General features: G+C 63.5%; 18 protein-coding genes and 1 other RNA gene. 2 read left to right on the top strand and 17 right to left on the bottom strand.

Annotation, left to right across the window (positions count from 1 at the left end; all coding sequences use genetic code 11):
• The 14 genes from BKY26_RS07120 to BKY26_RS07055 form a co-directional block, all read right to left on the bottom strand.
• The coding region (locus tag BKY26_RS07120) for an alanine--tRNA ligase-related protein (protein ID WP_245764435.1) at window positions 1-233 on the bottom strand (233 nt) is incomplete at its 3' end.
• The gene (locus BKY26_RS07115; protein ID WP_071689705.1) at window positions 233-2,614 is read right to left on the bottom strand and encodes a DUF3772 domain-containing protein; all 2,382 of its coding nucleotides are present in this window, start codon (window positions 2,612-2,614) and stop codon (window positions 233-235) included. The genes BKY26_RS07120 and BKY26_RS07115, both read right to left, overlap by 1 nt.
• 6 nt (window positions 2,615-2,620) lie before the next feature.
• Window positions 2,621-3,649, bottom strand: coding sequence for a cysteine synthase A (locus tag BKY26_RS07110; protein WP_071689704.1), 1,029 nt, complete (start codon window positions 3,647-3,649; stop codon window positions 2,621-2,623).
• A gap of 115 nt (window positions 3,650-3,764) precedes the next feature.
• Window positions 3,765-4,880 carry a gamma-glutamylcyclotransferase gene (locus tag BKY26_RS07105; RefSeq protein ID WP_071689703.1) on the bottom strand — a complete coding sequence of 372 codons (1,116 nt, stop codon included), beginning with the start codon at window positions 4,878-4,880 and terminating at the stop codon, window positions 3,765-3,767.
• A 9-nt stretch (window positions 4,881-4,889) separates the two neighbouring features.
• A complete protein-coding gene (locus tag BKY26_RS07100) occupies window positions 4,890-5,333 on the bottom strand; it encodes a TrgA family protein (RefSeq protein WP_071689702.1) in 444 nt (147 codons plus the stop codon).
• Window positions 5,334-5,337: 4 nt separating this feature from the next.
• Window positions 5,338-6,549, bottom strand: a complete 1,212-nt coding sequence (locus BKY26_RS07095) for an SAM-dependent methyltransferase (protein WP_071689701.1) — start codon at window positions 6,547-6,549, stop codon at window positions 5,338-5,340.
• Between the two features lie 59 nt (window positions 6,550-6,608).
• The gene (locus BKY26_RS07090) at window positions 6,609-7,982 is read right to left on the bottom strand and encodes a cryptochrome/photolyase family protein (protein ID WP_193600174.1); all 1,374 of its coding nucleotides are present in this window, start codon (window positions 7,980-7,982) and stop codon (window positions 6,609-6,611) included.
• Between the two features lie 60 nt (window positions 7,983-8,042).
• Entirely contained in the window at window positions 8,043-9,269 is a 1,227-nt protein-coding gene (locus tag BKY26_RS07085) for an aminotransferase class V-fold PLP-dependent enzyme (protein ID WP_071689699.1), read from the bottom strand.
• Between the two features lie 241 nt (window positions 9,270-9,510).
• Entirely contained in the window at window positions 9,511-11,160 is a 1,650-nt protein-coding gene (locus BKY26_RS07080; RefSeq protein WP_071689698.1) for a BCCT family transporter, read from the bottom strand.
• Window positions 11,161-11,522: 362 nt separating this feature from the next.
• Window positions 11,523-11,978: a GNAT family N-acetyltransferase gene (locus tag BKY26_RS07075; RefSeq protein WP_071689697.1), complete on the bottom strand. Its 456-nt coding sequence runs from the start codon at window positions 11,976-11,978 to the stop codon at window positions 11,523-11,525.
• Between the two features lie 276 nt (window positions 11,979-12,254).
• On the bottom strand, window positions 12,255-13,247 hold the full coding sequence (gene acuI, locus BKY26_RS07070; protein WP_071689696.1) for an acryloyl-CoA reductase: 993 nt from the start codon (window positions 13,245-13,247) through the stop codon (window positions 12,255-12,257).
• A 52-nt stretch (window positions 13,248-13,299) separates the two neighbouring features.
• Window positions 13,300-14,403 carry a dimethylsulfoniopropionate demethylase gene (locus BKY26_RS07065; RefSeq protein WP_071689695.1) on the bottom strand — a complete coding sequence of 368 codons (1,104 nt, stop codon included), beginning with the start codon at window positions 14,401-14,403 and terminating at the stop codon, window positions 13,300-13,302.
• An 89-nt stretch (window positions 14,404-14,492) separates the two neighbouring features.
• Window positions 14,493-15,128 (bottom strand): DUF1326 domain-containing protein, encoded by a 636-nt coding sequence (locus BKY26_RS07060; protein ID WP_071689694.1) that lies wholly within the window; start codon window positions 15,126-15,128, stop codon window positions 14,493-14,495.
• A gap of 16 nt (window positions 15,129-15,144) precedes the next feature.
• Entirely contained in the window at window positions 15,145-15,882 is a 738-nt protein-coding gene (locus tag BKY26_RS07055; RefSeq protein WP_071689693.1) for a DUF2182 domain-containing protein, read from the bottom strand.
• A gap of 109 nt (window positions 15,883-15,991) precedes the next feature.
• Between BKY26_RS07055 and BKY26_RS07050 the strand changes: the two genes are divergently transcribed.
• Window positions 15,992-16,729 (top strand): FadR/GntR family transcriptional regulator, encoded by a 738-nt coding sequence (locus tag BKY26_RS07050; protein WP_071689692.1) that lies wholly within the window; start codon window positions 15,992-15,994, stop codon window positions 16,727-16,729.
• Here the strand turns inward: BKY26_RS07050 and BKY26_RS07045 are convergent.
• Window positions 16,726-17,376, bottom strand: a complete 651-nt coding sequence (locus BKY26_RS07045) for an LCCL domain-containing protein (RefSeq protein ID WP_083431353.1) — start codon at window positions 17,374-17,376, stop codon at window positions 16,726-16,728. The two genes, BKY26_RS07050 and BKY26_RS07045, sit on opposite strands and share 4 nt — an antisense overlap.
• 87 nt (window positions 17,377-17,463) lie before the next feature.
• Here BKY26_RS07045 and ssrA point away from each other — a divergent pair.
• Window positions 17,464-17,816: a transfer-messenger RNA gene (gene ssrA, locus BKY26_RS07040) on the top strand.
• A gap of 218 nt (window positions 17,817-18,034) precedes the next feature.
• Here the strand turns inward: ssrA and BKY26_RS07035 are convergent.
• The gene (locus BKY26_RS07035) at window positions 18,035-19,405 is read right to left on the bottom strand and encodes an oligosaccharide flippase family protein (protein ID WP_071689690.1); all 1,371 of its coding nucleotides are present in this window, start codon (window positions 19,403-19,405) and stop codon (window positions 18,035-18,037) included.
• Window positions 19,402-20,223 (bottom strand): glycosyltransferase, encoded by an 822-nt coding sequence (locus tag BKY26_RS07030; protein WP_071689689.1) that lies wholly within the window; start codon window positions 20,221-20,223, stop codon window positions 19,402-19,404. Before BKY26_RS07030 ends, BKY26_RS07035 begins: the two co-directional genes overlap by 4 nt.
• Between the last annotated feature and the right edge of the window lies 1 nt (window position 20,224).

Genomic DNA, 20,224 nt, shown 5'->3' with positions numbered 1-20,224 from the left:
CCCCCCGCCTCGGCGGGGACCATCACGATCTCGCCCCCCTCGCCCTTCACGGTCGTGGCAATCCGCAGCCGTCCGCCCGCCCAATCGAGCGTGCCGCTATCCCCCGGCTGGCCACCGCCCTGCGCATAGAAGAGCGCGCCATCCAGAACCACGCCACCTTCCTCGGTGATCCGCACCACCGTGCCCGGAGCGGATTTGCGATAGGCGTCTTCCATGAATAGCTGCTTGGTCATCAGGTCTGCTCCTCTTGCGGGGGCGCATCGGTGTCATCCCCGTCATCTTCAGTCTCCGCCCCGGTCAGGGCGGTCGTGGTCTTCAGCGCGTCCGGATTGCGGATCCAGATGTCACGCTGCGCGAAGGGGATCTCGATCCCGGCCTCGGCAAAGCGCTTGGCGATCTCGTGATTCATGTCACTCTTCACGCTCAGCATCCAGTTCACATCGCGCAGGATCGCCCGGATCTCGAAATTGAGGCTATCGGCCCCAAAGCCCTGGAAGATCACATTGGGCGGCGGCGTCAGCAGCACCATGGGATGGGCCTCGGCCACCTCTTTCAGAATGGTTTCGACCTGCCGCGTATCGGTTCCGTAGGCCACGCCCACGGGCACGATGACTCGGCCCGTGGCGTTGTGATGGGTCATGTTCGTGACCACACCGGAAATCAGGTCGGCATTGGGCACGATCACATCAGACCGGTCGAAGGTCTCGATCCGGGTCGAACGCACCGAGATTTCACGCACATATCCCGCGGTCGCCCCGATCTGGATCCAGTCGCCTTCCTTGATGGGCCGTTCCACCAGCAGGATGATGCCAGAGACGAAATTCGACACAATGGCCTGAAGGCCGAAACCGATGCCGACGGACAGGGCACCGGCGACAATGGCGATGGAACTGAGGTCGATCCCCGCCACGGTGATGGCCACCAGCGCAGCGAGGAAGATCCCCACATAGCCGGTGCCAGTGACAACCGCGTTGCGCCCGCCCGCGTCCAGTTTGGTCTTGGGCAGGACGGAGTTGCGCAAGGTGCTCTGGATCAGGCGGGTTGCGGTGTAGCCGACGACGAACACGATTGCGAAGCTGAGGAAACTGCGCGGGCTGATATGCACGCCGCCAAGGTCGAAGCCGAGGATCAGCTGTTCCCACAGATCCGCAAGCTGCGCCTGCCGCATGCCCCAGATCAACGCGAACACGGGCACCGAGGCCAGTGTCAGCAGAAAGCCGATCAGGGTCGGTGTCAGCGCCTCGTCCAGCCCGTCCTGCCGTCCGGTGAAGGCGCCGTAGACATTGGCCACCAGCCTTTGCAGAACCCCAAGAAGCGCCAGCAGCGACAGGGACAGAACGGCGGGAAACAGAAAGCTCGACCCGGCGGTGAAGTAGCCCACCCCGGCCAGCACCGGGCCCGCAAAGCCCAACAGCAGCACCGCGCGGCCGATCAGCCCAAAGACACGGGTGCGCAGGCTGGCCGGATCCTCAAGGTCGGACTGGGCCTTGGCATGCAACACCAGAAACCGCCCGAGACGGGCCAGAAAGAGGCCGGTCAGGATCACCAGCGGGAAGAAGATGACAAGCCGTTCCGCAGGCTGGAAACCTTCGCTTTCGGCGATGGCATCGACCAGTTGCGACACCCCCATCAACAGGCCGAGCCAGCCCGCCGCGCGCCGCCCGCGGGCCAGCTTGACCTCGGGCAGATTCAGTGGCCGCGCGGCCGTTTCGCGGGCCGGGAACACCTGCCGCCCGATCCAGATGGCGGCCGCGACGGTAATGGCGATCTGTGGGATCGCCGCCAGAATGACCGAGCCGCGCAGCCCCACGAAGCTGCTTTCCTCGACCGCCTGCGCCAAGGCAATCACCCCGAGCGCCGGCAGCCCGTGCTGCGCGATCGACAGGAAGAACACCGACAGCCGCGCCGTGGGCGAGCTTTCTTCCTGTTCCACCGGGCCGCGCATCATCCGTCCGACCCACCGCCACCCGCGCAGGATCAGCACCATGCCAACCAGCAGATAGAGTAAAACCAGCGGCAGGTTCTCGCTGAATTCCTCCTGGTAGATGGGTGAACTCCACAGCCGCAGGTTCTCGTTGGCCAGCGAATTGAGATAGGAGAAGACAGCCGTGATCGCGCCGGGCCAGTTGGCCGGGTTTATCGGCGACGGCTGCAATGTCAGCAACGCCCCGGCCTGTCGGCTGGCGAGCAGGCGGTCGATCTCGCCGATCAGCCCCTGCGCACGGCGCAGCTCTGCCTCTGCCCGCCGTCCGGGGGCCTCGGCCTCGGCCAGCCGGGCGCCAAGATCGGTCCGCTGGCTGGAAATCGCATCCGGCTCGGGGCTGCCATCCTCTGGCACCGGACCAAGCGCCACGATCTGGGCGCGCAGCGTCTCGATGCGCGCGGCATTGGTTCCGGTCGCGGCCCTGAATTGCTCGCGATACTCGGCGATCTGCGCCCGCAGCGTCTCAAACGCCGGATCGGAGGCGCGTTCGGCGTCGATCACCCCTTCGGCACGGTCGGCCAATTGAGTCCACTGGTCATAGTCCGGGCCGAGCGACGTGTCCTGCGCCCAGACCGGTGCGGTCAGCGCAGTAAGAACGACCAGACAGAGGACAAGGAAGCGGCGGATCATTGCCCGTTACTCGAAAACGGATGGCAGATCGCGCGGGGCGGCATCCATCCATGCAGGAACCGGCAGTCCCTTTTCGCGCAGGAAGTCAGGGTTGAACATCTTGGACTGGTAGCGTGTGCCGTAGTCGCAAAGGATCGTCACGATGGTATGGCCCGGCCCCATTTCGCGCGCCATGCGCACCGCACCGGCCATGTTGATGGCCGACGACCCGCCAACGCAGAGCCCCTCTTCCGACAGCAGGTCAAAGGCCATGGGCAGCGCTTCCGCGTCGGAGATCTTGTAGCTCATATCGGGTCGGAATCCCTTGAGGTTCGCGGTCTCGCGCCCCTGCCCGATGCCTTCGGTGATGGAGCCGCCCTCGGACTTGAATTCGCCCGTCGTATAGAAATTATGAACGCCAGACCCATCCGGGTCCGCAAGGCCGATCTTCACGCCCTTGGGCTGCAAAGCCATGCCGACACCTGCGATGGTGCCACCCGATCCCACGGCACAGATGAAGCCATCGACCTTGCCGCCGGTCTGATCCCAGATTTCCGGCCCTGTGGTCTCAATATGCGCTTGCCGGTTGGCCACGTTGTCGAACTGGTTGGCCCAGATCGCACCATTGGGCTCGCTTGCTGCCAGTGCCTTGGCCAGCCGTTCGGAATAACGCACGTAGTTGTTGGGGTTCTTGTAGGGTGCCGCTGGCACCTGCACCAGCTCCGCGCCTGCCAGACGGATCATGTCCTTCTTTTCCTGGCTTTGCGTCTCGGGAATGACGATGACTGTCTTGAACCCCATTGAGGCGCCCACCAGCGACAGGCCGATCCCGGTATTTCCGGCTGTGCCTTCGACAATCGTGCCACCGGGCTTCAGATCCCCCCGCGCGATGGCGTCGCGGATGATGAACAACGCCGCGCGATCCTTCACCGATTGGCCGGGGTTCATGAACTCGGCCTTACCGAGGATCTCGCATCCGGTGGCGTCGCTCAGCCGGTTCAGCCGGATCAGGGGCGTGTTGCCCACGGATGCTGCAAGATCTTTGTTGATGGTCATGTCCGGTCACTCCGCCGATATCTTGTGACCGCTGCGACAGCGGTCCTTGTTGCCTAGAAGGGATAGGCGCGCACAGCGCCAAACTCAAGCAGGTAGCACCGCAACGGCGATGTGCCTAGGCGCGCAGCCGGTCGCGGTTCAGCATCAACCATTGCACCGACAGAACCAGCGGCGCGTTCACCAGCTCACCCGCCTCCAACATGGTGACGAGCTGTTCGTAGGGCACCAGCAGGTTGCGGATGTTTTCGCCCTCGGACTCCAATCCACCCACCTTTCTGCGGTCATCGGACAGTTCGGTGATGCCGACATAGGATACCAGATATTGCGCAATCCCCCCCGGAGAGGGGTAATAGCCTGCCACCTTGTGCAGCGCTGTCAGCTCGGCATGTGCCTCTTCGCGGGTTTCGCGATAGGCGGTGTCCTCATAGCTTTCGCCTGCATCGACGATGCCTGCCACCGGTTCCAGCAGCCAGGGCTGCGGGTCGCCCTGCGCATAGGCCCCGATGCGCAGCTGTTCCACCAGCAGCACCATGTCGCGCGCCGGGTCATAGGGCAGCACCGTCACCGCATCGCCCACGTTGAAAATGGCGCGCGCACCAGTGTCTGACCAGCTGCCGTCGAAGCGGCGAAACCGGGTCTGGTATTCCTCGACCGTGAAGAATTTCTCGTATGGTCGCTCCAGCGAGGTCAGTTCCACCTCGTCGCGCGTCAACGGGCTGGAGACTGTCACCGGCCTGCGACGGGCGGCTGCCAGAACGTAGGATTGCGCACGCGCGCGGATGATCGGGAAGCGCGCTGCGACCTGCTCGGGCGTCTCGCGTCCGAAGGCGCGCATAACCTCGCCCGCCGCGATCAGCGTCAGCGGCCCCCATTGGTCCACCCAATCCGGCAGGTGCCAATCCGCACCGGGTTGCCACGGGGCCTCTTTCGGCATGAACACCCGCGCCGGAACCGGACCGGTCGCCCCCGCGACGGTGACATCGACCAGATCGTAGGAAAACGCCCCTTCGTAGAAATTCAGCCGGGTGATGTCGTCTTCCGTCAGCCCATGGGCCAGCACACCCTCGGCGGCGCGACCTGCATCCTCGACCAGCAAGGGAAAGCTCTCGCCCTCGGCGCAGGCAACGCGATATCCCGGCAGGTGGGCGGGTTCCGGCGTGAGGACACGGCCAAGAACGATATCCAGCAGCGGCTGATGCCGCAGCGTGCCAAAGAAAAACAGGGGTGTCATCGGGTCAGGTCAGCTCCAGCGGCGGTTTACAAACTCGGCCACGATCCCCGCAACCGCGCCTCCCCCGAACAAGATGATCAGCGTGGGCACCGCCGTCAACACCGACAGCCCATATTCCATCAAAAGTTCCAGCGCCGCGATCACCGCCTCTCCCGGCCCGTCATAGCGCAGCCGGGTGGACCGATAGAACATCTCGAATATACCGAAAATGGCAACCGCCCAGAAGGCGATCATGAAGGATGTCCGCACCCCGGTGGTGATCGCCATGGAGATCCCCTCGCCCACATTGCGGCCCATGGTCATCCAGCCCTGCCCGATACCAAGCGCCGTCACGATGGGGATCAGCCAGAACCGCGGCTGCCCCGGCGGCAGGGTCTCTGCATAAGCCGCCGCCGCGAAGAAACCGATGATGGCGAAGAGAACGGCGGAAACAAGCTTGGCGGTGGTCGGCATGGGATCAGCCCGGTCTGGTCACGGAAATCTGTGTGACATCAGTATTGCCGCTGTGAAAGCTTGCCGCGCAAGAGGTGAGATAAAAATTCCACATCCTGCGGAACCGGTCGTCAAAGCCCTGCGCCGCCACATCGTCCCATCTTTCGTTGAACGTCTCGTGCCAGCGGCGCAGCGTCTGGCTGTAGCTTTCCCCGAATTCGTGGCTGCCCGAGAACTGCAAGCCAGCCGCTTCTACCTGCTGACGTAGCACCGAGGGGCACGGCAGCATGCCGCCCGGAAAGATGTATTTCTGAATGAAATCGACGCCCCGCTTGTAAACCTGCCAGCGCGCATCCTGCACGGTGATGATCTGCAGCGCAGCGACCGCACCGGGCTTCAACCGGTCGCGCACGGTGGAAAAAAAGACCGGCCAGTATTTCTCGCCCACGGCCTCGAACATCTCGATCGAGGCGATACCGTCGAACTGGCCCTCGGTCTCCCGGTAGTCCTGCATGCGGATCTCGACCCTGTCCGACAGCCCCTGTCGTTCCATGCGCGCCACCGCGTAATCGTGCTGTTCCCGGCTGATCGTCAACCCGGTAATCCGCGCGCCGCGTTCCTTTGCGGCATATTCCGCGAACCCGCCCCAGCCGCAGCCGATCTCCAGCAGATGGTCGCCCGGTTTCACGCCGATCTTGTCGGCCAGCGCCGCGTATTTGGCCCTCTGCGCGGCCTCGGTCGATTCCTGCCCGGTTTCGAACAGGGCCGAGGAATAGGTCATCGTATCATCGAGCCAGAGCGAATAGAAATCATTCCCCAGATCATAGTGATACGAGATATTCTTCTTCGCCTGCCGCTTGGAATTGCCCTGCATCCAGAAGCGCAGCTTCTCATAGGCCCGCACCAGCGCCATGCCGAGGAAGCCGTCATAGACCTCGTCATTATCCGCATGGACCGCATCCATCAGCGCCTGAAGGTCGGGGGTGGACCAGCCGCCCTCCAGATAGGCATCACAGAACCCCAGATCGCCCTCACGGATCAGCCGGGCGAACACATCGAGATCATGCACCTCGCAAATGCCGAGCGGTCCGGGGTTCGTGCCTTCGGCCCGGAAGATACGCCCATCGGGCAGGTGGAACTCCAGCCGCCCGTTTTTCAGCTTGCTCACAGTCTGGAAGACTTGCACGAAATAGCGCGGCAGGTCGGTTTCTCCGACTGTCGTTGTCTTGACGCTCATGTCCCATCCCCTTGTCGCAAGCGTATCATGAACGCGAACTCCGTGTTCTGGCAAGAAATTTAACCTTTCAGGGCTTTGTAGGCCGCCAGAGCACGTTCCCGTCCCTCTGACAGCGCAATCATCGGAGAGAGCCTGTTCCGGATCGTTCGGGACCTCGGGATCGCGGCGGCGAAGTCCCGCGCCCCTGCCCCATGCAGCCAATGCGTGCGGTAAACTGCCTTCCGGTCGAACTTCTCGGCCTGCGTATCCGGGTTGAAAACTCGGAAGAACGGTGCGGCATCGGGGCCGGAGCCTGCCACCCATTGCCAGCCCATGGCGTTCGAGGCCGGGTCCCAGTCTACCAGCGTCTCGGCAAACCAGTCGCGCCCGATGCGCCAGTCCACCATCAGGTGTTTTGTGAGGTAAGACGCCACCAGCATCCGCGCGCGGTTGTGCATGCGGCCGGTGACGTACAGCTCCCGCATGGCGGCATCGACGATCTCCACCCCGGTCTCGCCGAAGCGCCAGCGCTCTGCCGCCTCGCCATCACCCTGCCAGGGAAAATCGTTCCATTCAGGCCGCCAGTTGCCGGTCAGGATTTCGGGCGAATGGAACATCAGGTGATAGGCAAATTCGCGCCAGACCAGTTCCTTGAGGAAATGTTCCGCCCCCTTGCCGCCTGCGCCCACCATCGCACGCCAGCCGGCATGCCAGCACTGACGGGGGGATATCTCACCATATGTGAGCGGTTCCGACAGGCCGGACGTGGCATCGAGCGCGAGGAAATCCCGGTCGTCGCGGTACCTGGCAACACGCCGGTCCATAAACTCTGTCAGTCTGTCCTTCGCGGCATGCTCCCCAAGCAGCAGATGTTTTTCGACAATCGCCGCGCCACGGCGCATCGGGGCGTCCAGGGCCCAGTCCTGAAGGGTCTCACTGTCAGGCATCCGATCGGGGAAGCGCAGCGCGGGCACCGTCAAGGGTGCGGGCACATCACGATCGCGCACCGCCTTCCAGTATGGCGTGTAGACCCGGTAGTACCCACCGGTTCCGGTTTCCACGGTCCAGGGTGCGAATAGAAGATGGGCGTTGAAGCTTTCGGCCTCGATCCCCCGGTCCCTCAGCGCCGCCTTGATCTTGCTGTCGCGGTCCCGCGCTTCCGGGTCGTAGAGCCGGTTCCACACCACCTTGGTCGCGCCGGTTTCCGCGATCAGCGCTTCCAGCACCTCCAGCGCATCGCCTGTGCGCAGAATGACCGAGCCACCGGGCGGGCGAAGAGTTTTGCAAAACTCTTCCACCGCCCGGCCCAACCGGAAGGCAGGGGCCGCGCCGAGCGCCGTGACAGAGCCGTCGCGGATCACCACCGGGATCACCGGACGCCCCTGACAGGCCGTCAGTGCCGGGTTGTCCGCAAGCCGGAAATCCCGGCGCATCCAGTAGATGATCGGTGCCATGCTCAACCCCTGCCTTTTGTCGCCAGACAGCTAGATCGCACCCGGCACCGGTCAAGCCCGTCAGAGCACCTTGTCGAGCGCGCCGATCAATTGCTGGATTTCCCCGTGATGCGTGTAATGGGTGAAGCTCAGGCGCAGCACGCCCTTGTCAAGGTTTACCCCCATGGCGCCAAGCGGGCGCACGGCATAGAAATCACCACCGCCCGCCATGATGCCATGGGGCGCAAGGTCAGCCGCGACCGCCTCGCCCGGCCGGTCCAGCGAGACGGCCACCGTTGGCGCGCGCCCCGTTGGCGAGTCCGACCCGATCAGGCGCAGGGAGTTTTTCGACGAAAGGTAGGCCAGAAGCGGTTCGAGCAGCGACACTTCCTGTTCGCGCATCAGATCATGCGCAAACCGCGCGGCCCCGGCCCCGCTGGCAGGTCCGCCGTGATGGGCCGAGAGCGCCTCCATGTAATCCGCCATGCCGGCACTCGCGGCCACCTGCGCATGGTCGGGGCCAGCGGGCGTGAAACGCTTGTAGAGCGATCCCTCGTTAAAATAATGCCCCTGGTTCGGCAGCACCTCCCCAAGCGCGCGGCGGATCACCATGATGCCCTGATGCGGCCCATAGGTCTTGTAGGCGGAAAAGAGGTAGATATCGGCCCCGAGCGCGCCCACATCCTCGAACCCGTGCGGTGCGTAGCTGACGCCATCGACGCAGGTATAGGCCCCCGCCGCCTTGGCCTGCGCGCAGATCGCGGCGACGTCATTCACCTCGCCCACCACGTTGGAACAATGCGGGAAGCAGACCAGCCGCACTTTACCATCGGCCATCAAAGGCGTCAGCGCGGCGGGGTCCAGATGCCCGGTCTCGGGGTCGATCTGCCATTCACGGACCTCGATCCCCTCATTCGCCAGCCGACGCCAGGGGCCGGAATTGGCCTCGTGATCCTGATTGGTCACGACAATTGCGTCGCCCTCGTCCAGATACTGCCGGAAGGCCTGCGCCAGCACATAGGTGTTCTGCGTGGTCGAGGGGCCGAAGGACAGCTCATCGGTCTCCACCCCCAGCATCGCCGCCAGACGCGTCCGCGCCTCGTCCATCTCTTCGCCCCCCAAACGGCTCGGCTCGTAGGGGGCATAGGGTTGGACCTTGCGCTCCGTGTAGAAGCGGAACAGCCGGTCGATCACCTGCTGACAGGTGTAGCTGCCGCCTGCGTTCTCGAAAAAGGCCTGCCCCTGCAGGGAGGGTTGCGAAAAAGCCGGGAACTGCGCGCGCACCCAGTCGATATCAAGTTGGGACATTCTGTGATCCTCAGTCTCGTTGCCTTGCTCGGGACTGCCCCGCCAAGGGCGGGCATTCCCATCCTGGCAGGTCTTCCAGCCGAGCCGGCGACCCGACCCGGATCAGCGGCAGCCCCGCCTCATCGACGGAACGACAACAGGGCTACGACAGAGGCGTCACGCGGTCAATCGCCCGATCAGAAAAAGAAAATCCCCCGCCGGTTGCCCGGCGGGGGATCCCCATCACATCAGATGCCGCGCATCACTCGCGGTAGACGCTTTCGACACCGTTCTTTTCACGGATGGCGTCACGCCAGATGCCCTTGATCACGGCAAAGCCCATGAGCAACATCACGAAGCTGAACGGCAGCGCCCCGATGACCATGGCGGTCTGGATCGCCCCAAGCCCGCCGATGACCAGCAGCGCCCCCACGACCAGCGCCAGGGCCGCGCCCCAGAACAGGATATGCGGGCGCCCCTTCGGGCCTTCATCCCCACCGGAATTGATCGTGTTGACGATCAGAACGGCGGAGTCGGCCGAGGTCACCAGGTAGGTCAGCAGCAGGATCACGACGATCAGCGCCATCACCCAGGCGAGACCCGAGGACAGCATCACGTCAAGCATCGCAAAGAGCTGCGATTCCGCACCAGCGCCGGTGATTGCATCACCCGCATCGCCATTCAGCGACAGGTCAATGGCGGTGCCGCCGACAATGGCGAACCAGACAAAGCACATCACCGAGGGGATGATGATCGCGCCCAGAACGTATTCACGCACGGTGCGACCGCGGGAAATACGCGCCAGGAACACGCCCACGAAGGGCGCGAACGCAATCCACCAGGCCCAGTAGAAGACGGACCAGCCGCCCTGCCAGCCGGCAAGTTGGGTTGCGACCGAGTCTTCCACTCCGTCAGCGCGCCAGACAGTGAACATCATCGACGGCAGGTTGATCAGGTAGTCGAAGATGCCGACGAACAGTGCCTGAAGACCGAAGAAGGTGGAGCCGAAGATCAGGAAGAAGGCCAGCAGGAAGAAGCTCAGCCCCATGTTGATATTCGACAGCCACTTGATGCCCTTGCCCACGCCGGACAGCGCCGACAGGGTCGAGGCCCCCATGATCACCAGCAGCGCGAAGATGATCGCCGCGGTCGAGGCGCTGCCATCTTCCCGCAGCAGCCAATCGCCAAAGCCGATCCGATGGATACCGGCCACGAACTGGTTCACGCCAAAGCCAAGCGTCTGCGACACGCCCAAAACGGTGGCCACAACGGCGACGATGTCGACCACATGGCCGAGCGTTCCCGACAGCGACTTCCCGAACAGAGGCACCAGGGCCGACCGGATGGTCAGCGGCAGGTTGCGGCGATACGAGAAATAGGCCAGCGCCAGACCGACCAGCGCATAGCAGGCCCAGGCCCCGATGCCCCAGTGCAGGAACGACCACTTGTAGGCGTTGCGCACGTTTTCGGCGGACGAGCCTTCCGCGTCACCCATGATCACGTCGGGGTTGGTGGCGAAATGATAGATCGGTTCCGCCGTTGCGAAGGTCAGCATCCCGATCCCGATCCCGGCCCCGAACATCATCGAGAACCAGGAGAAATTCGAAAACTCCGGCTTGTCCTCTGGCAATCCGAGCGTCAGGCGGCCCGAGGCCGGCATGATCGCCAAGAGAATGCAGACGATGATGAAGAAGGCCACAACCCAGATATACCAGGTTGCGAAATTCGCCAGCAGGAAGCTGTTGAGGCTGCCAAGCACGCTGGCGGCGTTGTCAGGAAATGCGACAGCCCAGATGATCAGCGCACCAACGAGAATTTTTGCGGTAACGGTGACGTCTTTGCTGAACCCGTCATAGAAGCCGCCTTCGGCGGTCTTGATCGGCAGTTCCATCAATGGGGGCGTTTTTGCCATAGAGTTCTCCTCCCAGATGATTTGGAAAAACGGTTTTTATTGGATTGTCCCCTGTCTCCTTTCCGTGCCGACCCCGGAGATGTTTTTCCGAAAAGAACCGGGTCCGGTCGCAGTCTATCCCTTTCGGCAAGCCTTAGTGCGGGGGGGCATCGCTTCTTGTACAAAAACGGCACTTCCCCCACCGGCTGCGGCGCATTCGCGCATGCGCTCCTCTCACAACTAACACGTGTGCGGGCAATCGGCTAACCTTTCCCTGCCCGGCGGGGCATTGATCATTGCGCAAGCAACAAAATAAGGGTCTCACGAGGTGAGACAGCGCTGATCTGAGCCCGTTGCGACACCGTTCAACCGGATCTTCCGGGTTAGAAATCCCGCTGAAACCGTCGCATCCGAGATCGGGATTCCCGAAACCCCATGGCAAGGTAGGCCTGACCGGCCATGTCGTTTTCCGGCATCGAAGACACGCTCAGACTCCGTGCTCCGAGTGTATCGGCAAGCGCTTCTGCCGCCCGAACCAGAGCGCCCCCTACTCCCCGCCCGCGCAGGTCTTTCTGGACATAGAGATGATGCAGATCCATGGCCCTTTCCCCGAACTGCGCCCGCGCGCGCGGACACAGCATCGCGTATCCGCAAAGCGCGCCGTTCACCTCTGCAACAAGGACATGCAGCCAAGGGGCTTGCCCAAGGCAGTCGCGGGCCAGCGTGGCGGGGGTGACGGTCGGGGTATCGCCATGAAACCGCGCCAGGTGGCGGACCATGTCGGCCAGCGCCTCCAGATCCTGGGGCGTGACGGGTCGGACGATCGGTTGAAGAGTCATTTACAGTACTCCGGCTTGGGCCACCGAAGCCGGGATGACATAAAAAAACCGCCTCAGGTGGCGGTCTATCCTATCTGCACATGCATCCCGCCCGTTCTATGCGAACGCGCGATAGGTGACAGTCATGGCAGCAAATTGGGTCATAGGTCTTTTCTGCGCCTCCCCGGCCTTGTGGTCAAGCCCGCCCCTGCTTTCATCTTGGCATAAATACCTCAGGGGGGTGCGGGGGGAGGATCCCCCCGCGGATCGACGCCAAAGGCGGCGAAACCCAGTCACTCAGGCGTTCACGTCGACGACCACACGCCCACGCACGCCACCCTTGAGGATCGAGCGGCCCAGATCGGGCAGATCGGCCAGCACCGCCGGGTGCACCATGGCCTCCAGCTTGTCCATCGGCAGATCGCTCGCGATCCGCTTCCATGCGCGAAGCCGGTTGTCATAGGGCTGCATGACACTGTCGATCCCCAGCAGGTTCACACCGCGCAGCAGGAACGGGATGACGGTCGCGGGCAGCCCTGCCCCTCCAGCCAGACCCACAGCAGAAACCGAGCCGCCGTATTTCATCTGGCCCAGAACCCGTGCCAGCATTGGCCCGCCCACGGCATCGACGCAGCCTGCCCAGGTTTCCGATTCCAGCGGGCGCTTGACGGTTTCGTTAATCTCTTCACGCGCCACGATGCGCTTGGCGCCGAGCCCCTTGAGGTAGTCCTCCTGCTCGGGCCGACCGGTAACACCGGCCACGTCATAGCCCAGATTGGCCAGGATCGCGGTCGCAACGGACCCGACACCACCGGCGGCACCCGTGACCAGCACTTCGCCCTTGTCCGGGGTCAGCCCGTGATCTTCCAGCGCCATGACCGCCAGCATCGCGGTGAACCCGGCGGTGCCGACAGCCATCGCCTGACGCGATGTCAGCCCCTCGGGCAGCGGCACCAGCCAATCGGCATTGACCCGCGCCTTCTGGCTGTAACCGCCCCAATGCGCCTCGCCGACGCGCCAGCCGGTCAGCACGACCTTGTCGCCGGGCGCGTAGCGCGCATCGTCCGATGCCTCGACGGTGCCGGCGAAGTCGATTCCCGGAACATGCGGATACTTGCGGACAAGACCGCCGCCCGGCCCGATGCACAGCCCGTCCTTGTAGTTCACGGTGGAATAATCCACGGCCACGGTGACATTGCCCTCGGGCAGATCATCCAGGCCGATCTGCTCCACCGCAGCCGAGGTCTTGCCGCTCTCTTCGTCTTTTCTCACGACCAGTGCGTTGAACATCTCGATTCCTTTTCTTTACGAAGGGCCGCCCGGAGAGGCGACCACGTGACTATCAGTTCCAGAACGCCTCGTACACGGTTGCCGCGCGCACGCCCTCGGGGGTGACGACGTCGACCTCGGTAAAGGCGTCCCAATGGGTCATGCGGATCATGCCGATCGACACGTTGGTGTTGAAATCGGGCGACCAGACCGCCGAGCTGATGTTGCCCACATGCTTGTCGCCGACCACCACGGGCCACTGCCGGTCGCAGGGCGGCACCGCGTCCCCGTGGATCTCGACAGGGCGGATCTGCTGAACCGGTCCTTCCTTGGACACCCGCAACAGCGCGTCACGCCCGACGCAGCCAATGGCCGTCGCGGTGTTGCAGAAGCGGCCAAGCCCGCATTCATGGGGGGTGTTGTCGTCGGTCATGTCATTGCCGTAGGACAGCAACCCGCTTTCGATCCGCTCGATCAGGTTGGGGCAGCCTGCATGCACATCCAGATCCTTGCCCGCCTCCATCAGCGCGTTCCAAAGCGGCATGCCGATATCCGAGCCTTCCACATAGATCTCGAACCCGCCCTGCTTGGAATAGCCCGAGCGCGCGATCACGAGGTTACGACCCTGGAAATCGAAATGCCCGAAGCGGAAGAAACGGATATCGCGCACCGCGTCGCCGAAGACCCGCGCCATCAGCTCATCCGCCTTGGGCCCCTGCACCGCCAGCGGCGACACATCGGGTTCATCTACAAGAACATCCAGCCGGTAGCCATAGGCGATGCCCTTGACCCAGAGCAGCAGATCGCTGTCGGCGATGGAGATCCACCAGCGGTCTTCGGCCAGCTTCACCGCGACGGGATCGTTCAGCATGCCGCCCGTCTCATCGACGATGGGCACGTAATAGCACTGGCCGGGCAGCATGCCCCGCAGGTCGCGCGGGGTCAGCATCTGCATCAGGCGGCCCGCATCAGGGCCGCGCAGTTCCACCTGGCGCTCACAAGCCACGTCCCAGACCTGAACGGCCTGTTTCAGATGGTGATAGTCTTCAACCACCGATCGGAAGACCGTGGGCAACAGCATGCGGTTGTAAACCGTGTAACCTTTGACGCCAGCGGCCTCGACGCCCTCGGAAAAGGGGGTGCGGCGCAGGCGGCGGGATAGGGAAATCAGAGCCATGACGGCAGACTCCAACAAGGGTGGGTGGGGAAAGCCCTTCGAGGGCCTCCTGCAGGAAGCCCCCAAGGAACGTCATTCAGATCAGCGCCTTAGCGCGGACCCTTCCAGTCGATCTGGCAGATCTCGGCCGAGCGGCCATCGAAATCCCAGACCCGTCCATAGGCGCGCAGCTTGCCCTTGGAGGCAGAGGCGACGGTGATGTCGGGACCCATCCAGTACTGGGTGTTGGTCACGACCAGATCGCTGTCGGGGTCATTGCCCGCAACCGGGGTCACGACACCCTGGATCTTGCGACCAACCGTGATGTGGCGGGTCTTGCCCTCGGTTTCATAGGTGACGGGCTGACGCTCATGGCCGAGGATCTCGCCCACGAGGATCTGGAACAGGCCCGTGGTGCCCTTGGCCGCGCCCGAGAAGATGGCGACCAGCGCGTCATACTGATCCTCGGTGGACCGGTCGTCGATGAACAGCGCCACCTTCCAGTTGCCGCGCCCCATCATGCCGGGGATCTCGATCATCAGGCCGATATTGAGGCCGCTCAGGTCGATATCACCATAGCTGCCGCTGTCGATGCGCACCCCGCCCCAGGTCTGGCAATGGCCTTCGGTCGGGGGATGTTTGCCAAGCGAAATCACGCAAGGACAAAAGACCGTACAGTTACAGTTCAGGATCAGCTCGCCCTTGATTGCCCAGGGGACGGTGCCGATGTCGCCGTCGAGTGCCATGTGACTTACTCCTCTTTCAGATTCCATTCAGCGCGACGAAAACCGCGCCCGCCAGCAGCGCGACCCCAAGGGGCCGCGTCAGCCAGCGCCCGATATCGGGCAGTTTTTCCAGGGCCATCAGCAGGGTCGCGAGCCCCATGAAGGCGATATTCATCACGCCGCCCACGAAGGCGAGCATCATCAGCGCCCAACAGCAGCCAAGGCAGACCGCGCCAAGACGCAAGCCGTTGCGAAACGGCCCTTGGTCATAATGCTGCATGAAGAAGGTCATCGGCGCCCGGCATTTGGACAGGCAGGCATCTTTCAGCGGCGTGAACTGATAGGCCCCGGCCATCGCAAGGATACCGGCAGAGAGCGCAGCCGAGGCGCTGGAGCCGAACGGGTCCAGCAGCTCCGCCCTGAACAGCACCAGCTGTGTCGCTGCAGCGAGCAGCGAAAAGCCGAGCCAGATGACCAGATATCCGCCCACAAGCGCCGAAAACCGGGTCTCGGCGCCGCTATGGGACAGATCCTCATAGGTGGCGAAGGCGGGCAGCGCCGTTGGGGCCATCATCGCCGCCGACATCAGCGCCCACATCAGCGCCATCCGGGCGAATCCTGCCGCGTCGGGGGTCAGGTTGCACAGATCGGCCCAGAAGCCCGCGCCATAGGCGCGTCCCGCCGCGCGCAGCTCCGCCGGGATCGACATGGCATAAAGCGCCGCCCATGCCGCAAGGATCAGGGCAAAGAGCGCCAGCCAATGCGGCCCCCGCATCGCTCTGATCCGTGTTGCAAACAAGGCTGGTCCTCCCCGACTCAGGTCTTGCGTTTTAAATGTCAGACTTTTAAATGTCTGACAAATGAATTCTCGAAAGTGACGCTACGTGAAAATCGACCCCAAGAGCAGCGCCGACCTGTCAGCGCAGATCGCCAAGGCCATTCGTGACTCGATCATTGCGGGGGATCTGATCGTCGATGAACGCCTGCCCTCGGAGGCGGAACTGGCGGAGCAGTTCGATGTTTCACGGTCCACGGTGCGCGAAGCGCTGAAACGTCTTGCCGCGCAATCGCTCATTCGCACGCAGCGCGGGGCCTTCGGCGGGGCCTTCGTGAACCGGCTCTCCTACCCCGATGCCTATGGCCAGCAGATCACGACCTCGACCCTGCTTCTGTCGATGAACGATGTCAGTTTCGACACCGCCTGCGAGGCGCGCTATGCGCTGGAGCGCTCCTGCGCGCCCCTGTCGGCAGAGCGCCGCACCGCAGATCATCTGGCCACCATGCGCGCCGAGATCTTTCGCCAGCAGCAGCCGGGTCTGACGGATGAGGCGTTCTGCGCCTCGGACGTGGCCTTTCACCGGGCGCTGGTGGATGGGGCCGACAACCCTGTCCTGTCCTACCAGTTGGCGGGCGCAGTCGAGGCGATGCAGCCCCTGATGAACATGATCACCTTTACAGCCCGCTCTCGCGAGGCGATTGTCGCGTTGCATACGCGCATTGCTGACGCGATTGAGGCGGGCGAAGGGTCTGACGCCTGCGAAGGCCTCAGCCAGCTGGAACGCTACACGGTCGAGCTGGCCCGCTCGGTCATGGCCAAGCGGGCAAGCCGGGAGGCCGGTTAGTTCCGGTCGAAGCTGATCGAGCCACTCCAGGGACCGTAATCCATGGTCGTGGACCCGTTCCATTCCGACCCGCGATAGCTTTGCAGCCCCGGGGATGCGAGCACGGTGACGATGCCACCTGCAGAGCTGATCACACCAGAATGGAGCGCGGCGACACAGATGTTGCTGTCATTGGTGTAAGGACCGGATCCCCAGGCTGACCCGGTATAGGGACCAGCGGGACAGCTGCATGCATGGATCTCTGCGCCTGCTGGCATGGTCCCGCAGGCGGGCATCTCCATCGACACGAGCGTGACGGTGAAGCTGCGGTCGTAGGAGCCCCAGGTGCTCGTGGTGATGCCGTTCTGGGTGGAGCCGGGATAGCTTTGATATCCGCCACCGGGCGTCACCAGTATCTGCCCGCCATTCGCGCCGATCACACCCGCATGGGCAGCGGCGACACAGACATTGCTGTCGGCGGTGTAGACATTGGTACCCCAGACCGCCCCGGTTCCGCCGCCAGAGGCGCAGGAACAGGTGGTGGGGCTGTTGATGCCCATGGCATTGGTGGGGCATGGGGCGTTTTGCGCAGAGGCCGCGCCTGCCATGGCCATAAGGCCCACAGCGGCAGCAGCCGCGAGGCCCGCCTTTCGAGATGTGATTGTCATATGGCTTTCCTCCCTGAGAAATGGTCGTCTGAATGCGATCCAGTCTTCTTCACCTTTCGGCAGCGATCAAGCGTTTTGGTGACGATTGCCGTTGAACCGCTTGCCCGGAAGACCTATCTTGGAGACGTCCTCTCGGGGACTATGGACATAAACGCGCTCGTAATAAGCGGATCGGACCCGGGGGCGGTACCCGGCGGCTCCACCAATATCCTTCGTTTGGGGATCATGGGGCCGAAACAGGATCGACGAACGTCTAAAGGGGTTTTGCTTTGTCTCGGCTGTCTGCCACCGTTACCGGCGAAAACAGTACAATTGCAAACGACAATCGTGCTCCGGCAATGGCTCTGGCTGCGTAAGCAGTTCGGGTCGCCGAAACTAAGCCCTTACGCCTAGCCGCGTAAGGCGGGGTCCGCAGGCACCTGGCAACAGAAGCCTGCACTTTCTTTTCCATAAAGGCGACCGGCTAAACGGGCTTTCGAAAGCCCGTGGGACGCGGTTTCGAAACCGCGTTGCGGCGCCTGTTAAAGGCGGGCCGCACAAGACCATGCGGCATTGCGCCAATCCATGCCCGCGACTCCACCCGGTGTAATCGGAGCGACAGAACGGGCTTTCGAAAGCCCGTTACAAGCGGTTTCGAAACCGCTTCCCCCGCCAGGCCTCAGCCCGGTTGCAATGCGGCCAGGGTCTCGATGAGCGGCCAGTTCCACCACAGCGCCAAGGCACCCAGCCCACCACCGATCACGTAGTAGATCACGTCATGCAGCGGATCCCAGGCCCGGCTGCGCGAGGCGAGCCAGCCCACCACGGGATGTGCCGCAAGCATCGCCAGCCCCTGCCCCGCCAGCGCTCCGGGCAGGCCAAAAAGCGTGATCCCCGCGACCATGCCGACGATCACGAAGACCGCCCGCGTCGCCGCCAGCACGAAGAACCGCTTTGAATCCCCCGCAGCCAGCGCCGCCTGGTCATAGGTCACGCCAATGATGGCCGGGATCTGCACGACCGAAATCAGCACCACCATGCCCCCCGCCGCGATATAACGCGGGTCGTAGAGGACCCCGATCAGCCAGTGCCCCAGGAAGGCAGGCACCATGACCATCCCGATCATGCCTGCCGTCGCCAGCATCCGCATCCGGCGCAGGCGCAGGAAGTTCTCGCGGCTTTCGCCCGGCGGGCTTTCGCGGTAGATCGGGATCATCACCTTTCGCACCACGACCGAGCCCATGAGGAAGGGGAAAGAGGCCCAGAAGAAGCCGATATTGTAGATCCCGAAATCATGGGTCGACAGCCAGCCACCGATCACCACCTTGTCGGCCTGCCCGATGGCAAAGCCCGCAATGGTGCTCAGAAACACCCATTTGCCGAAATGGATCAGCTCCTGCGCGGCGGCGCTTTCCCATCTCAGACGGTTGCGCTCGCCGGGCAGGAACAGGTCATAGAGCAGCACCTGCGCGATGGCCGAGATCACGCCGGAGATGACCAGTGCCCAGACTGATTGCATCGCCCAGGCCAACCCGATTGCCACGAGCACGCCGATCACCTGCGTGGCCATGTCCAGCACCGTCACCCGCCCGGCCCGCAAATGCCGGTTCGCGGTCTCGTGTCGGGTCGGGGTGAAACCCAGGACCAGCTGGGTCAGCGCGGCCACGGGCAGGTAGTAGATCAGGTCGGGTTCCCCGAAATAGATCGCCATGGGCCAGGTCAGCGCGCAGGCCACCAGCCACAGGCTCACGCCCCGGATGATCTGGATCGTCCAGGCGGTGTTCAGAAAATCCCGGTCGTCGCCGCGTTTCGACTGCATGATCGCGGGGCCGACACCGACATCGGAAAACATCGCCAGCCCCATCAGGAAGACCGACACCATGGCCATGACCCCGAACGCCTCGGGGAACAGCAGCCGTGTCAGGATGAGGTTGGACGCCAGCCTGAGAAACTGGGAAAAGCCGAAGCCAAAGAGGTTCAGCCCGGCGCTGCGCATGGCGCGCTGCATCAGCCCCTGTCCCTGATAAAAACTCCGGATCGCCCCGATCATCTGCCCCGGCTCCAGTCCCTTGGGGCGGGAGACAACCTCACCGCCAGCGCAACACCTGCATAGGTCAGGAACCCTAACGGATCGCGAAGTGCAAGCACCATCTTGCCCCGCGCGCCGAGCGTCTGCTTGTCGTCATTGGCGAGGCTATCGGGATAGAGGCGCGCGATTTCTTCCACCCCCACATCCTGTCGCTTGCGGACCTTGATCAAAGCCCGGAAACCCTCGGCAATCGGCCAATCATAGGGCGCATCCGCAAGATGCCGTTCTTCGGGCGCGAAAAGCAGCCGCACATAAGTGTCATCCGAGATGATCGGCGGAAACACCCCCCACCTCGCCCGCCCCGGCCCGTTCACGGCAAAGAGCCCGCAACCGGGCACCCCGCTGCACATGAAGGGAACGCGCGACCAGAAGCGCGCGTAGCGCCGCGCGGTCGCGCCCTGCCCGGTGATCCGAACGCTGCCAGAGGCATAGGCCGGTTCAGCGCGGTCCAGCGTGCGCCAAAGCGCGGCCATCAAACCGGGAGCGACCGTCACATCCGCATCCAGATAGGCCCGCGCCGGATGGGCGGCGGCCGCATCCCCGGCGTTCAGCGCGCCCGGCTTGCCAAGGCCCGGCAGGTCCAGCACCTCGAACCCCCATCCTTTCGCGCGGGCCTGGTCTGCAAAGCCTTCTGCAATCCTGACGGTGTCATCGGTGCAGCCATTGGCCACCACGATTACATCCACCGGCACCGCCAGCGGGTCGGACGCCAAAAGCGCCCTCAGGCAATCGCCGATCAGGGCTGCCTCGTTATGGGCCGGGATGATGACCGAGATCATG

Origin of the sequence: Nioella sediminis (genome assembly GCF_001879695.1) — a bacterium.
Classification (GTDB): domain Bacteria; phylum Pseudomonadota; class Alphaproteobacteria; order Rhodobacterales; family Rhodobacteraceae; genus Nioella; species Nioella sediminis.
Note: the sequence above shows the minus strand (reverse complement) of the source record. Positions and strands in the feature narration are given on the sequence as shown.

Coding starts and splice junctions, on each gene's coding strand:
- BKY26_RS07065 (WP_071689695.1), bottom strand. CDS start 14,403: ATGGCTCTGATTTCCCTATCCCGCCGCCTGCGCCGCACCCCCTTTTCC.
- BKY26_RS07075 (WP_071689697.1), bottom strand. CDS start 11,978: ATGACTCTTCAACCGATCGTCCGACCCGTCACGCCCCAGGATCTGGAG.
- BKY26_RS07055 (WP_071689693.1), bottom strand. CDS start 15,882: ATGCGGGGGCCGCATTGGCTGGCGCTCTTTGCCCTGATCCTTGCGGCA.
- BKY26_RS07085 (WP_071689699.1), bottom strand. CDS start 9,269: ATGTCCCAACTTGATATCGACTGGGTGCGCGCGCAGTTCCCGGCTTTT.
- BKY26_RS07110 (WP_071689704.1), bottom strand. CDS start 3,649: ATGACCATCAACAAAGATCTTGCAGCATCCGTGGGCAACACGCCCCTG.
- BKY26_RS07115 (WP_071689705.1), bottom strand. CDS start 2,614: ATGATCCGCCGCTTCCTTGTCCTCTGTCTGGTCGTTCTTACTGCGCTG.
- BKY26_RS07035 (WP_071689690.1), bottom strand. CDS start 19,405: ATGATCGGGGCGATCCGGAGTTTTTATCAGGGACAGGGGCTGATGCAG.
- BKY26_RS07060 (WP_071689694.1), bottom strand. CDS start 15,128: ATGGCACTCGACGGCGACATCGGCACCGTCCCCTGGGCAATCAAGGGC.
- BKY26_RS07045 (WP_083431353.1), bottom strand. CDS start 17,376: ATGACAATCACATCTCGAAAGGCGGGCCTCGCGGCTGCTGCCGCTGTG.
- BKY26_RS07080 (WP_071689698.1), bottom strand. CDS start 11,160: ATGGCAAAAACGCCCCCATTGATGGAACTGCCGATCAAGACCGCCGAA.
- BKY26_RS07090 (WP_193600174.1), bottom strand. CDS start 7,982: ATGGCACCGATCATCTACTGGATGCGCCGGGATTTCCGGCTTGCGGAC.
- BKY26_RS07100 (WP_071689702.1), bottom strand. CDS start 5,333: ATGCCGACCACCGCCAAGCTTGTTTCCGCCGTTCTCTTCGCCATCATC.
- BKY26_RS07105 (WP_071689703.1), bottom strand. CDS start 4,880: ATGACACCCCTGTTTTTCTTTGGCACGCTGCGGCATCAGCCGCTGCTG.
- BKY26_RS07030 (WP_071689689.1), bottom strand. CDS start 20,223: ATGATCTCGGTCATCATCCCGGCCCATAACGAGGCAGCCCTGATCGGC.
- acuI (WP_071689696.1), bottom strand. CDS start 13,247: ATGTTCAACGCACTGGTCGTGAGAAAAGACGAAGAGAGCGGCAAGACC.
- BKY26_RS07095 (WP_071689701.1), bottom strand. CDS start 6,549: ATGAGCGTCAAGACAACGACAGTCGGAGAAACCGACCTGCCGCGCTAT.